Genomic DNA, 14,715 nt, shown 5'->3' with positions numbered 1-14,715 from the left:
TAATTATTTTAATCGAAGCTTAAATTTAAATGATAACAATTAAAAATTTAACAAAAAAATACGGCTCAAATATTATTTTGAATAATGTAAATGTTCACTTTAAGGAAAATGTATCATTCCTATTGGGCGATAATGGTACTGGTAAATCTACTTTCATAAATATTTTAGCAGGTGTTATTAATAAAAATTCAGGTTCAATTTTGATTAATAATAAAAGTATTAATTTTAAAGATAATTCTTACAAAAAAAATATTGGTTTTTTAATAGATTACCCTTCATATCCTACACAATTAAGTTTAAAGGAATACATAAGTTTATTAAATTATATTTATAAAAATGATATAAATTTAAACAAGTTATATCAAGAAAATTTAATTAGTTTTTTCGAATTAGATGATTATATGAGTCTACAAATTTCTGAATTATCAACAGGTTTTGTTAAAAGAACAAGACTTTTGGCATCAATGCTGCACAATCCTAATGTATTTATTTGGGATGAACCTTTTTCTGGGCTTGACAAGAATTTTGTTCCAAAACTAATCTGTAAAATTAAAACACTTTCTAAAGAAAATAAAAGTTTTTTAATAACTACACATATTTCTCAAATTAAACCTTTTGATTTCCCTAATAGTGCTGAATATAAATTAATAAATAATAAAATTTTATTTAAAAATGAATAATAAAATTTTATTTTTATTGATAATAGTTTTAGTATTGGTATCAACATTTCTATTTAATTACCTATTAAATATTGATGGTTTAATTTATAATTTTTATTCAGAACAATTAGCTAAAGAACAAATAGGAGAACTATTAGAAAATCAAAAAAAATGGTCTTGGATTAATTACTTAATTATGCCTATATTAATTCTTTTAAGAACAAGTTTAGTTGCTTTTTGTATTGAAGTAGGTGTATTTTTTTACAATATAGAAAATAAAATAAAATTTAAAAAAATATTTAGAATAGCTCTATTAGGAGAATTTGTTTTAATTTTAGTTGGCTTATCTAAAGTAGTTTATTTTTATTTTATTGATACAACTTATACTTTAGAAGATTTACAACAATTTTATCCTTTCAGTTATATTAATTTCTTAAATATAGATAATTTAGAACCTTGGTTAATTTATCCTTTACAAATTATTAACTTATTTGAAGTTGCATACTTTTTTGTGTTAGTAAATGGTTTACACAAATTGTTGAAAAATAAATATATTAAAAGTTTTGAAATTATTGCTATAAGTTATGGTTTAGGTTTGACTATTTGGTTAGGTTTAGTTATGTTTTTAACACTAAATGTTAGCTAAATATGAACAAAAAGAAAATACTTATCATAATAATTATCACGATAATTAGCTTACTATCCTTTTTAGGCTATAACATTACTATTAAAGCAAAAGAAAAAAATCAAATTTCAAAACAATTACAAACCATTCCAAAGTTTGAATTAAAAACATTAGAAAACATTTCTTTTTCAAATGCAGATTTAAAACAAAACACTTCTACAATCTTCATTTACTTCAATAGCGATTGCGATTTTTGCCATCACGAAGCAGAAAGTATTAGTCAAAATTTAGAGAAATTTAAAAACGTTCAGTTTATTTTTGTTTCTTTCGAGGAAACAGAAGCCATTAAAAAGTTTGCAGAATTATACAAATTAAATAATCAAGAAAACATTGTTTTTTTAGAAGACAAAAAAGGAGATTTTTCTATTCAATTTAATGCAAATTCTATTCCGTATATTTTAATTTACAATCAAAAAAACGAACTAGTTAAAAAACATAAAGGGCAATTAAACGCAAACGGAATTTTAAGAGCATTATATCAAAATGACTAAACCAATCTTACCAACTCGAAAACAAATACAACAAACTTTTAAACTTCAACAAGATCAATCAGACTGTGGTGTTGCCTGTTTATTATCAATCATTCAATATTATGAGGGTAATAATTCATTAGAAAAGTTAAGAGAATTAAGTGGTACAACAAAACAAGGTACAACCTTATTAGGTCTGTATCAAGCGTCAAACCAATTAGGTTTTACATCACAAGGTAATGAGGCAGACATTCAAGCAATCATAGACCATAAAGAACCATTAATACTTCACGTAGTAATTGAAGAACATTTACAACATTATGTTATTTGTTATGGTTATGAAAATAATAAATTTATTATTGGAGACCCTGCAAAAGGTATTATTGAATTAACAAAAGAAGAATTAGAAAAAATTTGGAAATCTAAAACTTGCTTGACATTAACACCAAATAATAATTTTGTAAAATCTAAAACACAAACCAATAACAAAAAAAAATGGTTTATAAAATTAGTTAAAGAAGATTCAAAATTAATTAGTTTTAGCATCATTTTAGGTTTAGGTATTGCTATTTTAGGTATGGCAATGGCAATATTTTCACAAAAACTAATCGACGATATTTTACCGTCAAAAGATTTTACTAAATTAATTACAGGTATTATTTTAGTTGCATTTCTTTTATTAATTAGAGTATTGTTTACTGCTTTAAGAGACTTTTTCTTAATCACACAATCCAAAGACTTTAATAATAGAATTATAGATAGTTTTTACACTTCCCTTTTACATTTACCTAAACCATTTTTCGATACTCGTAAAATTGGCGAATTAGTTGCAAGATTAAACGATACACAACGTGTCCAAAGAGTTATTAGTCAAATTATCGGTAATACAGCTATTAACATATTAGTCACTATTGTTTCTTTAGGTTTTTTATTTTTTTATTCTTGGCAAACAGGTTTAATAGCTTCTATTAGTTTACCTTTTTATTTTTTATTAATTTATAGTTTTAATAAAAAAATAATCAATGCACAGAAAGAAATGATGCAAGGATATGCTTTTAATGAAAGTAATTATATAACATCAATACAAGGTATTGCAACTATTAAAAATAACAATAGACAATCTATATTCCAAAAAATCAATCAATTTATTTATGGTAACTTTCAAGAAAAGGTATTTAATCTTGGCAAAATAAATGTACGCTTATCTATTTTTTCAGGTATTTTTAGTGTACTATTCTTAATTAGTATTTTAATATACACTTCTACACAAGTATATAATGAAGTTATGCAATTAGGAGAGTTAATGGCAATTTTAGGTATTGCAGGTTCTCTACTACCCTCTGTTGCAAGTTTAGCATTAATTACAATACCAATTAACGAAGCCAAAGTAGCATTTAACAGAATGTATGAATTTACTTCCATAGAAGAAGAAAATAAAGGAAACATATCACTATCAAAATTTAATTCTTTAGAAATTAAAAACCTTTCTTTTCGTTTTGCAGGTAGAAAAGAACTCTTTAAAAATATAAATATATCTGTAAATCAAAATGAATGTATCGCAATTGTTGGAGAAAGTGGCAGTGGTAAAAGTACATTAGGTCAAGTATTACAAAAATTTTATCCTTTTGAAAATGGAACGATAATCGTTAATAATCAATTTAATCTTCCAGATATAAATACAGAAGATTGGCGTAATATTATTGGTATCATCCCACAAGACATCACCATATTTAGTGGTAATGTAATCACAAATATTTTATTAGGCAAAAAAGATACACCTGAAAACATTCAGGTTTTTTGTGAGGAATACGGATTTACTGCATTTATAAACAGTTTACCTCAAGGCTTTGCTACAATTTTAGGAGAAGAAGGTATTAATTTATCAGGTGGACAAAAACAAATCATTGCTTTAATGAGAGTTTTGTATAAGAAACCTCAATTAGTACTTTTAGATGAATTTACATCAGCAATGGATAGGAAAACAGAAAAGTTTGTTTTAAACTTATTAAAGAAACTAAAATCTGAAATCACTATCATTTTCATATCTCATAGATTACATTCTTTACCTCAAATTGCAGACACAATTTATGTATTAGAAAACGGAATAATTTCTAATTTTGGTAATCACAAAAAATTAATGGAAACTACTAATTTTTATAGCGATTTTTGGAAAGAACTTATTATTTAATTTAAAACAATTAATGCCTTACATACTCATTGTCAGTCAAAAACACAATATACTTTTAAAAGAATTCGTTATATTTACAATAATAACTTTTAAAAATTAAAAAAATGAGCAAGCAATATGAAACAGGAAATGCTAAAAATGTAGCTGATCTTCAAAAACTAATTGAACAAGTAACAGTATATACTGCCTACAATCCACCAGTCGATAATTTAAAAATTGTAAATCTAAATACTTTATATATTAATTCTCTAAATGCAGTTACAGAAGTAGAAGAAAAAAGAAATGCGAATAAAAATGCGATACATACAAGACAACAAGCATATTTGAATTTAAAATCTACTTCTACAAGAATCATCAATCAATTAGAAATATTAGGGCTTTCAGAAGGTGTTTTAGCACAAGCAAAATCATTGAATAACTTAATACAAGGCAGTAAAAAGAAAAAGAAGGAAGTAGATGAAGAAACAGGAGAAGAAAGCAAAACTGTTTCTACTTCTCGTCAGTCTTACACTCAATTAGCAGATAATTTTTCTAAAATATTACAATTATTAGCTACCATTCCAACATACAACCCAAATTTAGAAGAATTAAAATTAGTGAATTTAATAGCTTATCATACAACTTTAGTAGAAAGTACAAAAAATGTAGATATTACAGAAGCTGTATTAAACACCAAATTAATAGAAAGGAATAACATCTTATACAAAAGTGGTACAGGTCTATATACAATTGCTCAAAATGTTAAAAAATATGTAAAAAGCATATATGGAGCAACCTCGCCTGAATATTCTAATATCTCAAAAATAAAATTTACTTCAAGTTAATATAAAACTAACAAACCAATTTATAAATATATCAATCTAATTTTATATTCTTTCAACCTAAATTACAAAACTAATAACCTGAAAGTATATTTTATGAATCTATTTTAGTAATTAAATAGTCTGAATTACGAATATCTTAATCTAAATTATAAATATAGCAATCTGAATTAATAATTGAATAGTTTGAAATATTAAAATAATGCCCAGTTGCCAACACCGTATAAAATTAATTGCTATTTTTAGCTTATTTGGGAAAATACTTGCACTCTTTTTATTCAGTTTTTATTTATTAAATTCATTACTTAACCTACGCAACTAATCTTATACAAACACGTTGTGTGCAATTACCGAATTGACCCAAAAAACTGAATTGAAATGATAATTTTTGAAATTTTTACCGAAATAATTCTCGAAGGAATTATTTATAAGTTTTTTAGATTTTTAGGAAAAGGTTTTAATAAAATGGGCGAATTATTTACTGGAACTAAAAAGGAAATTGAGCCAATTAAAATATTGGAGAAAAAATTTCTCTATAAAAAAATTGAACTGACTAAAAGCCTTAATGAAAGATTAAAATCAGGACAAAAAGGAGTTGTTTTAGAAATAATTAATAAAAACAAAATATTTGCGGAATTTTACGACAAAAAAGGAAAACAAATTGAGCTTAATAATAAATTAGTATTTGAAATCGGAATGAATCAATTTAGACTAAAAAAATAATAGTTTAAATATGAAAATCAAAAGTCTGGAAATAATATTGAAACTAATTTGGGTCTTACTTGTATTATTTACGATTTACGTCTTTAGTTGGGTAAGTTTTTTGAATTTATCATTTGGGAATATTATCGCAGGAAAAAATAATATTTGGAATTCACTTATTCCAAGTATATTAACTTTTGGAGTTTTAATTATTTATACAAAAGAAATTATTATTGGTTACAAACCAAAATCAAAAAGTTGGAATTTAAAATCTTTATTATTTTTTTTAATTTTAGTAATAACATTAAGTGTTACACAAATTTCTGAATTTGATATATTATTTGAGCATTTCGAATCTGATTATTGGCAAATAATATTATCGTTAATAATTATTTTAAGTTCATATTTAGGAATTTTAATAAATAGAATATTGAAAATAAAAAATCTGAATAATAAAAAAACTGCACACAACACCGTATAAATTTTATTGCTGGTTTTGGCTCACTTGGGAAATTCCTCCGGAATTTCTCCGTTCGTGTTTTATTTACTAAATTAACTGCTTAAACAACGCAACAAAGCTTATACAACAACGTTGGCTGTAATAAAAAACTGAAATGGATTTAAACAGAAAAGAAATAATAAGAATAATTGCTAAACCAAGAAATCAAAGAATTAACTTCAGAGGTTTAGACTTGAAAAATATTGACTTAAATAATTTAAGTTTAATAAAAATTGATTTTAACAGATCGAATTTATCGAATTGTAACTTAAAAAATGTTGTTATTGAAAATAATTGTGATTTTAGTAATATAATATCTGAAAATGGAAATTTTGAAAATATGAATTTTTTAAAAAAGTTTGAATATTCATATTGGAGTGTATCAGAAATGAATAATGTAATTTTAAAAAACTGTAATTTTAAAAATTCTTTTTTAAGTCCATTGGAAATCAAGGAATCAATAATTACAGATTGTGATTTTAGTAACTCTGATTTAAGTGGAGTGAATTTTAGAGAAACAAAATTTAAGAATGTGAATTTTGAAAATGCTAATTTAGAAGGAGCCTGTTTTTATGACACAATTTTGGACAATGTGAATTTGAATAATGCAGATATCACAGGAGTACGTTTTGATGATGCTGAATTTGAAAAAGTTGAATATAATGGCGAATTATTAACGAAGGAAAACTGTACAAATTACTACAGCCAACAAAGTATATAATTTATTGCTAATTATAGCCTACTTACGAAAATCCTTGCGGATTTTATATTCGGTTTTTATTTGCTAAATTAGGTGCTTAAAACACGCAACAAACCATATACCCGACCGTTGGCATTAATACGAAAAATGACTGTACCTGAAATAATTACCGAATTAAAAAAATCACCTTTATTTAACTTGTCATTAAGTTCAAAAGAATTATTTCATAGTAATTTCATTGCTTGGATTTGTGAAAATTATCAAATAAGTTTTGGAGAAATTCTTGCTAATCATTTTGCAGAGAAATTTAATTTTCCAGATAAAAAAATAATTTCAGTTCAACGAGAAACTAGAAATTTGGATTTAACAATAGAATTTAACGAAATCAAAATAATCGTTGAAAACAAAGTTAAAAGTGTTCCCGACAGACAACAACTAATAGATTACAAAGGAAAAAGTAATTCTAATAATATTTTTGTTTTACTTACAATCATAAAGCCAAGTTTTGAGTTAAAAGATTTAGGTTGGGAATTATTAACATATAGAGATTTAGGAATTTTATTATCTAATTTAATAGATAGAATTACCGATGATTATCATAAAAAATTAATTCAAGATTACATCTACTTTATAAACAATCTTTCAGATTTATTAAAACCATTAAGTTTAAACATCGAAGATTCTTATTATGACTTTTACGGCTCTGATTACACACTTTTTAAAGAAATAAGACTTCACGATTTATACATCAAATATAACTACGCTGAATTAGTTAAAGAAATAGAGAAATATTTAAAATCTAATTTAACCAGTAAAGAAGTTAAAATTGGAAAAAGGTACTCCCACGAAACGAATAGAAACAAAGTAGTTATTAGCACGACTCTAGTTAATGGAAAAGGAGTTATTAATATCGACTTTTCAGACCAAGATGAAATTATTTACGGAATTATGCTCGATGGAGGTAGATACAATCACTATTTATATGCTTGGGGAGAAAAGGAAAAAGAGAAAATTGAAATTGCAGATAAGTTACAACTTGACAAAAAATGGTTTCTATTTGACTTTGTAAACGAAAATGAAGTATATCCTAAAAACGGGAAAAATTATAACCGATTTGGGAAAAGTATGATATATCGTTCTATCAAATTAAATAATGATACTTTATTAAGTATTTTATTAGAGAGAATATTAAAAGATGTAAATAAACTAACTGAAATAAGTACTAATGCCAACAACGTGTATAATTAATGGCTAGTTCTCGCCTACTTACGAAAATCCTCGCGGATTTTCTATTCGGTTTTTATTTGCTAAATTAGTTGCGTGGAACACGCCACTAATCATACACAAAACCGTTGTAGCACATTGCCGAAAAAACTCAAAACCATTATAAATGATTGAAAAATTTGCTGAAATAATTCCAAATGACTTACGAGAAATTTCGGGTTCTGTATTTTATTCTGGACGAAATGCATTCATTGGAAAAAAGAAATTATATTTATTAGGAATAAATCCCGGAGGAAATATTGAAAGACAAAAAACCGAAACTTTGAAATGGCATACAGAAAAAGTTCTTTCGGAAAAATCATCGAATTGGTCAGCATATAAAGATGAAAGTTGGAGAGGACAAGTTCCCGGAACACAAGGTTTACAACCAAGAATATTACACTTATTGAAAAAGCTGGAATTATCTGCACACGAAGTTCCAGCAAGTAATGTCGTATTTGTTCGTTCTTCGAGAGAAAAAGATATAAAAGAATTATACAATGAATACGCTGAAAAATGCTGGAATTTCCACGAAAGAGTAATTAACGATTTGAGTATTAAAACTATTCTGTGTTTCGGAAAAACGCCTGGAAATTTTGTGAAAAAGAAATTGAAAGCAAATATTTTAATTGACGAATTTATTGAGAATAATAATCGAAATTGGAAAACTCAAGTTTTTAAAAACGAAAATAATGAGAAAGTAATTATAGCAACTCATCCAAGTATTGCGGATTGGACAAATATAAAAACTGACCCTTCGTCAATTATAAGAAAACATTTAGAATGAAAAAAAACGTGCTACAACACCGTATAAACTTTATTGCTGGCTTTTTGCTTACTTGCGAAAGTCCTCCCGGACTTTCTTGGTCGGTAATTATTTAGTAACTTTACTGCTAAATCATCGCAACAAAGCTTATACAAATACGTTAGCAAATATTAGAGACCGAAATAAAACCCGAAAAAGAAAAACTATTAACAATTAAATAAATAAAATGAATCTTACAAAATTACTTTTTACATCATTAGTGTTTTCATCGCTAATCTCATTTGGACAACAATCAACTTCTGAAAAAACTAAATCAGAATTATTAAAACAAAACACTGAACTGACTGTTCAAATTGAAAACTTAAAAAATGAAAATGAAAAACAAAAAACAATAGTAGATATCAAAGAAAATGAGATTTTAAAATTGAAAGAGGAAATCAAATATTATAAAGAAACCTTGAATTTATTTAATTCAAAAATTTCTACGAAATACAAAGACCTCGATTTTAAAATTAACTCTGTTATTGGAAATTCAAATACTGGAAAAATTATGGTTGAGGGAATTTTTGTAAATAATGGAGTTTTGAGGTCTATTCAAGGTCAAAAAGCGAAAATATTTGACCCAAAAGGAAATGGAGTTAATTCTTACAAAGTATTGGTTGGAAATGAAAAAAGGATTGATAAATTATATAAAGACATTCCAACAAAATTTTCAGTTGAATTAGAACAAATTATAGAAGGAACTCCTGTAATAAAGTCTTTGATGATTGATTTCTATTCAAGACTTGGCTATAAATCTGATGACATAAGCATTGTTTTTAAGAATTTAACAGTAAAGTGGGAATAAAAACATTTGCTAACACCGTATATAATTTATTGCTGGCTTATTGCCTACTTACGAAAGTCCTCGCGGACTTTCTTGGTCAGTAATTATTTACTAAGTTAGTCGCTTAAAACACGCAACAAACCATATACAACAACGTTGTAAACAATGCAAAAAAACTGAACGAAAATGAAATACGCTGAATTTATTATTGAAAACCATAAAATAGAATTTCTGAATTCTGTATTCGGAATTGAAAGTGTTTTATTGAACGGAAAAATGATTTCTAAAAAATTCTCATTCTCTGGAATTAAGCACAAACTTAATCTGAATTCTGAAAATTTTATCTTGAAAACTAAATACAAACAGTTTGACAAGAGAGAAATTGAGATAGAATTATTAAAAAATGGAAAGACAATTGAAAAACAAATAATTCAAGCGGACAAAAAACAAAGAATTTACTGGATGTTAATTGGAACTGGATTAGGAATTGGAGCGTATAAACTCTTGAATTTTATAGTTGGAAGTCTGAATTAAAATTAGAACTGAAAAAGCACTGTTTACAACACCGTATAAAAAAAATTGCTAAATTAGTGCTAAATTAAAGGCAGTTGCATTTTTGCCAACTTCTGAATTTCCTTCGGAAATTCCTCGCTGACAAAACCGCAACTTTACTTATACAACAACGTTGGCAGTAATATGACCTAAACCCAATCAGAATCTTCCAGAGTAAAGATTTCGCTTATTTCAACTTCAAAAATTTGAGCTAATCTCAATGCCAAAACAGTTGATGGAACATATTTACCTAATTCCATTGCATTAATTGTTTGTCTACTAACTTTTGCCAATTTAGCTAATTCAGCTTGAGTAATATTCTTTTTTGCTCTTTCGACTTTAATACTATTCTTCATAATTAGCTGATTTTTTAAGTTTAGAAATTTGCCAGTTAAATCTAATTATGAAGAATAACAAGACTGTGAACATATTGAATATCATTACCCATAAAAAAGAAAAATCGAAAATGAACAAAAACGAAAACAAAAGGATTGCATAATTAACATAAACAGCCCAAACCAATGACTCTAATCTAATTTTTGATATATATTCATCTTCTGAATTCTCTTTTGAAAAAGCAACAAATAAGGAACTGATAATAATTAAAACCCCGAAAATTTCATTCAATATATTATTCTTAACCATTCCGAATAATTTTTTATCCGTAAAAAAGTCATCTACAAAAATAGCAGGAACATTGAAATCTAAAAAACTTGGCTCATATTCATAAATAAGTGTTATCAAACCAATAATTGCGGATGGAATAAGAATAAACCAACCTATTCTTTTGAACTTATTGGGAAATAAATAATTTGCTTTCATAATATTCGAATTTAAGTTTAAACAAATGTAAAACAAATAAAACTATTTGACAAACATACTTTACATTTAGTAAAACAAATACTACTGCCAACACTGTATATAATTTATTGCTTGGTTCTAGTCTACTTACGAAAATCCTCGCGGATTTTCTATTCGGTTTTTATTTGTTAACTTAGTTGCTTAACCACGCAACAAACCATATACAAACACGTTGGCAAACATATGACAAAACGCAATTACATATTATTAACTCTGGTTTTTAGTTTAACTTTTAGTTGTTATGCTCAAAAAGCAAAAACTGAATCTGAATTAAAACCTGATGAATCAAAAAAGACAAAATTAGCGATTGACACAGTTGCTGAAATTGAAAAGAAATCAGCATACGATTTTGCATATCAAACATTTACGAATTGTGACACTTATGAATTCCCTGAACTCACAACGGAAAATGCTACTGAAAGATTAGTAAAATTGTGGAAAACTGATAAAAGTAAGGTTATCGAAACTTGTGATAGTTACAATTCCGCTTATGGAAAATTATTAGAAATAAAAATATCGGAAATTCTAACTAACAAAACTGGAAATAAATTTTTTCGATATAAAGCAACCTTTTCAAAAACAGAAAATATTGCCGAAATTCGAGTCTACACAAACTCTGAAAATAAATTTGACGGAATAATTATTTTTGCGAAATGGACTGATAAATATTCTGAGTATAAAGAAAAAACTAAATCTGAATAAAAATACGATTTGCCAACAACGTATATAATCCATTGCTAGTACTAGCCTACTTACGAAAATCCTCGCGGATTTTCTATCTGGTTTTTATTTGCTAAATTACGTGCTAAACCACGCAACGTATCATATACAAAACCGTTGCCAAAAATTGTCCAGAACCACTCAAACCGTTGGAAAAAAAACAATAAAACTCTTGAAGTTTAAAATGTTAGACACTCTCTCGCGAGTCAAAAATTTAGTTTTTAATAAAAATGAAAAAAGGTTGAAAATATATAGATTCTTAAAACAAAGTTTGTGGAATTTTTACTCAAACTTAAAACTTAAAAAGGCGGAGAAATCTCGTTTTTTAAGAATAAAAGAAACCACTCAAATGTTGAATTTCCAATTATTGCGGAATGAAAATCTTGGCGGAATTGTCACTCGAACGCTAAATTTAAAAATTAGGAAAGATCTCGTAAGTCAAAACATGAAAAAACACTCAATTGTTGAATTCCCAATATTGCGGAATTAAAAATATTGGCGGAATTGTCACTCGAACGCTAAATCTCGAAAATAATAACCAAAATAGGAAAAACAAAAAACAACTTTAGGCAACACCGTGTAAAAAAAATTGCTTAATTTTAGCTTAATAAAAATTAGTCGCATTTATATAAACTTCTATTTTCCTTCGGAAAATAGCCGTTCATTTTAATCGCAACTTTTCATAACACAACAACGTTAGCATTAATTAAAAACGAACTTTGGAACTAAACAACAAACTGAAGGAATTTATAGAAAATCAACAATGGATTTTTGCGAAAACTTATGCCAAAACTTGGCCTCACGAATATATTGTTCAAGAAAGAGTGGATAATGACTTGTATTTAGAATTAGCAAATCACATTGACAATTTTGGATACGAAAGTTATTTTTATAAAACGAAACAAATATATTTTGAGCATAATGGTTTTACTTATTGGCATATGGAAAATATAATAAATCGTTGCGTAATTGCGGACACTTATCACGAAAGAGAAAAAAACGGAAGATTACCAGAAAATTTTAAAGAATAATATGCAATCATTATTAGGTCAATTTTACAACAGAATTAGAGGTTCGCAAGAAGATATTGCGTCAGAAGGTTTAGTATATATTTTAAAACAATCTTTAGAAAGCAGAAAAGTTATTAATCAAATAGTAAAAGCAAATACTAATTTGACATTTTCAGATTTGTCGTTTCAAACTCAAAACGTTGGAAAGGATTTGGAAAGACCTGATATTAGTGGAAAAGATGAAACAGGAAAAGAAGTTTTGCTTATAGAAGCAAAATTTTGGGCTTCATTAACTCACAATCAACCAAACGGATATTTAAAAAGGCTGAAAGATAATACTGTTTTAATTTTTCTTGTTCCAACTTTAAGAACAAGAACAGTTTTTGAAGAAGTAAAAACTCGAATTTTAGAGGAAAATCAAGATTTAGAAATTGACTCGGAGAATTTAAAAATATTAATAAAATCCTCGAACAAACACATATTTATTAAAAGTTGGAACGAAGTTTTGAACTCAATCAAATCTAAAATTGAGCAAACAAACAACATAAATTTAATTTCGGATTTAAACCAAATTATTGGACTTTGTGATTCAATTGACCAAAATTCTTTTCAGCCAATAACAGACGAAGATTTATCGCCTAAAATCCCAAAAAACATAAATTCGTATTACGAAATTGTAGATAAAGTTGTGGATGAATTAAAAAACAGAAATAAAGGAATTTCAACAAAAGGATTAGTAAAAACACCACAGAGATATGGTTATCACAGATATTTCGCAACTTCCGAATTAGGAATGAATTTCGCTCTTAAATTAGACTTGTGGGAAAAATGTGCAGACACGCCATTTTGGTTGTCAATTGGTGGAGTAACTGAAAAAGGTTGGTTTCTAAACGAAAAACTTACACAATCAATTGAAAGTTTGAGTGTAAGACAAAATCTGACTTTAGTTCCTTATCCAAATAACAGAGGAATTTTTATAGGTTTAAGACCATTATTATTTGAAACGGAAGATATTGTAATCGGAAATCTTGCAGAACAAATTGAAAGAATAATCGGAGAAATAACTAATGCTAACACCGTATAAAATTAATTGCTGGTTTTAGCCAGTTTACGAAAGTCCTCGCGGACTTTCTATCTGTGATTTATTTGCTAACTTTAGTCCTTAAAACACGCAACTAATCTTATACAACAACGTTGTAGCACATTATGACCAACCAAACGTAAAATGAATAAATTCACAGTTCTTTTATTACTCATAACAATCGGAATTATTTCCTGCAAAAATTCTGAAAAGGAAATTGATGAATTGGAAATTGCTGAAAAATTCTACATTGCAATTGACAATTCAAATCCTTCAAAAACGACTGAATTAATCACGGAGAGATTTACGACCATTGACGACGGATTTGAACAGAAATATAGCGAAAATGAATATGCTGAATGGGTAAAATGGGACTCTGTATTCCAACCGACTTACAAAATACTCAAAATCGAAAAAGAAAATGGAATTATAAAAGCTAAAATTTCAAAAACGGACAAGCGAATTTCATTTCTTCATCACGAACCTATTATCACAGACGAAATCATACAATTTGAGGGCAATAAAATAAAAAATATCAATAGGACTTCTGCATCATTTAACGTTGAGGAATTTGTTAAAAACAGAGATGAACTTGTAAATTGGATTGCGGAAAATCAACCTGAATTGAATGGGTTTTTGAACGACCAAACAAAGAGTGGCGGAATGAATTATTTAAAAGCGATTGAACTGTATAAAAACAAAAAATAACGTGCTACAACAATGTATAACCGCAATTACGGCGGATTCGACTACGTCCGAATCCACTCGGAATTGTTAACGTCAGTTCTTAACCGAAAATTATTAACTTTAAACCCGTAACTGACGGTTATACGAGACCGTTGGCAAACATTTACCCAAAATGACGAAAAAACAAAAAAAACTATTTTATAAAATCATTTTCTTTGTTGGTTT

At 26.9% G+C, this 14,715-nt stretch carries 18 protein-coding genes; 16 read left to right on the top strand and 2 right to left on the bottom strand.

The window, feature by feature from the left end; all coding sequences use genetic code 11:
* Nucleotides 1–29 precede the first annotated feature (29 nt).
* The 12 genes from MC378_RS12715 to MC378_RS12660 all read left to right on the top strand — a co-directional run bounded on the left by MC378_RS12715 (nucleotide 30) and on the right by MC378_RS12660 (nucleotide 10,113).
* Entirely contained in the window at nucleotides 30–680 is a 651-nt protein-coding gene (locus MC378_RS12715) for an ATP-binding cassette domain-containing protein (RefSeq protein WP_242179143.1), read from the top strand.
* A complete protein-coding gene (locus MC378_RS12710) occupies nucleotides 673–1,305 on the top strand; it encodes a hypothetical protein (protein ID WP_242179142.1) in 633 nt (210 codons plus the stop codon). Before MC378_RS12715 ends, MC378_RS12710 begins: the two co-directional genes overlap by 8 nt.
* Before the next feature lie 2 nt (nucleotides 1,306–1,307).
* Nucleotides 1,308–1,835, top strand: coding sequence for a TlpA family protein disulfide reductase (locus tag MC378_RS12705; RefSeq protein WP_242179141.1), 528 nt, complete (start codon nucleotides 1,308–1,310; stop codon nucleotides 1,833–1,835).
* Nucleotides 1,828–4,002: a peptidase domain-containing ABC transporter gene (locus MC378_RS12700; RefSeq protein ID WP_242179140.1), complete on the top strand. Its 2,175-nt coding sequence runs from the start codon at nucleotides 1,828–1,830 to the stop codon at nucleotides 4,000–4,002. Before MC378_RS12705 ends, MC378_RS12700 begins: the two co-directional genes overlap by 8 nt.
* Nucleotides 4,003–4,106: 104 nt before the next feature.
* The gene (locus tag MC378_RS12695; RefSeq protein WP_242179139.1) at nucleotides 4,107–4,826 is read left to right on the top strand and encodes a hypothetical protein; all 720 of its coding nucleotides are present in this window, start codon (nucleotides 4,107–4,109) and stop codon (nucleotides 4,824–4,826) included.
* A 375-nt stretch (nucleotides 4,827–5,201) separates the two neighbouring features.
* Nucleotides 5,202–5,546, top strand: coding sequence for a hypothetical protein (locus MC378_RS12690; protein WP_242179138.1), 345 nt, complete (start codon nucleotides 5,202–5,204; stop codon nucleotides 5,544–5,546).
* 100 nt (nucleotides 5,547–5,646) lie between these two features.
* Nucleotides 5,647–6,006 (top strand): hypothetical protein, encoded by a 360-nt coding sequence (locus MC378_RS12685; RefSeq protein ID WP_242179137.1) that lies wholly within the window; start codon nucleotides 5,647–5,649, stop codon nucleotides 6,004–6,006.
* A 133-nt stretch (nucleotides 6,007–6,139) separates the two neighbouring features.
* Nucleotides 6,140–6,745: a pentapeptide repeat-containing protein gene (locus MC378_RS12680; protein ID WP_242179136.1), complete on the top strand. Its 606-nt coding sequence runs from the start codon at nucleotides 6,140–6,142 to the stop codon at nucleotides 6,743–6,745.
* A gap of 126 nt (nucleotides 6,746–6,871) precedes the next feature.
* Entirely contained in the window at nucleotides 6,872–7,972 is a 1,101-nt protein-coding gene (locus MC378_RS12675) for a PD-(D/E)XK nuclease family protein (protein WP_242179135.1), read from the top strand.
* A gap of 142 nt (nucleotides 7,973–8,114) precedes the next feature.
* On the top strand, nucleotides 8,115–8,774 hold the full coding sequence (locus MC378_RS12670; RefSeq protein ID WP_242179134.1) for a uracil-DNA glycosylase family protein: 660 nt from the start codon (nucleotides 8,115–8,117) through the stop codon (nucleotides 8,772–8,774).
* A gap of 205 nt (nucleotides 8,775–8,979) precedes the next feature.
* Nucleotides 8,980–9,600: a hypothetical protein gene (locus MC378_RS12665; RefSeq protein WP_242179133.1), complete on the top strand. Its 621-nt coding sequence runs from the start codon at nucleotides 8,980–8,982 to the stop codon at nucleotides 9,598–9,600.
* 165 nt (nucleotides 9,601–9,765) lie between these two features.
* Nucleotides 9,766–10,113, top strand: coding sequence for a hypothetical protein (locus MC378_RS12660; protein WP_242179132.1), 348 nt, complete (start codon nucleotides 9,766–9,768; stop codon nucleotides 10,111–10,113).
* Between the two features lie 167 nt (nucleotides 10,114–10,280).
* Here MC378_RS12660 and MC378_RS12655 read toward each other — a convergent pair whose 3' ends face one another.
* Together MC378_RS12655 and MC378_RS12650 are read right to left on the bottom strand one after the other, a co-directional pair.
* Complete coding sequence (locus tag MC378_RS12655; RefSeq protein ID WP_072353295.1) at nucleotides 10,281–10,487, bottom strand: helix-turn-helix transcriptional regulator; 207 nt, start codon at nucleotides 10,485–10,487, stop codon at nucleotides 10,281–10,283.
* Complete coding sequence (locus MC378_RS12650) at nucleotides 10,477–10,953, bottom strand: hypothetical protein (protein WP_242179131.1); 477 nt, start codon at nucleotides 10,951–10,953, stop codon at nucleotides 10,477–10,479. Before MC378_RS12650 ends, MC378_RS12655 begins: the two co-directional genes overlap by 11 nt.
* A 222-nt stretch (nucleotides 10,954–11,175) precedes the next feature.
* Here MC378_RS12650 and MC378_RS12645 point away from each other — a divergent pair, with 222 nt between their 5' ends.
* From MC378_RS12645 to MC378_RS12630, 4 genes are all read left to right on the top strand, one after another.
* The gene (locus MC378_RS12645) at nucleotides 11,176–11,694 is read left to right on the top strand and encodes a hypothetical protein (RefSeq protein ID WP_242179130.1); all 519 of its coding nucleotides are present in this window, start codon (nucleotides 11,176–11,178) and stop codon (nucleotides 11,692–11,694) included.
* Nucleotides 11,695–12,431: 737 nt separating this feature from the next.
* Nucleotides 12,432–12,743 (top strand): hypothetical protein, encoded by a 312-nt coding sequence (locus MC378_RS12640; RefSeq protein WP_242179129.1) that lies wholly within the window; start codon nucleotides 12,432–12,434, stop codon nucleotides 12,741–12,743.
* 1 nt (nucleotide 12,744) lies between these two features.
* Nucleotides 12,745–13,806 carry a hypothetical protein gene (locus MC378_RS12635; protein WP_242179128.1) on the top strand — a complete coding sequence of 354 codons (1,062 nt, stop codon included), beginning with the start codon at nucleotides 12,745–12,747 and terminating at the stop codon, nucleotides 13,804–13,806.
* Nucleotides 13,807–13,947: 141 nt separating this feature from the next.
* The gene (locus tag MC378_RS12630) at nucleotides 13,948–14,511 is read left to right on the top strand and encodes a hypothetical protein (RefSeq protein ID WP_242179127.1); all 564 of its coding nucleotides are present in this window, start codon (nucleotides 13,948–13,950) and stop codon (nucleotides 14,509–14,511) included.
* Nucleotides 14,512–14,715 lie beyond the last annotated feature (204 nt).

The organism is Polaribacter marinus, assembly GCF_022662535.1.
Lineage (GTDB): Bacteria > Bacteroidota > Bacteroidia > Flavobacteriales > Flavobacteriaceae > Polaribacter > Polaribacter marinus.
The sequence above is the reverse complement of the archived record's forward strand: the minus strand, read 5'-3'. Positions and strand labels throughout refer to the sequence as shown.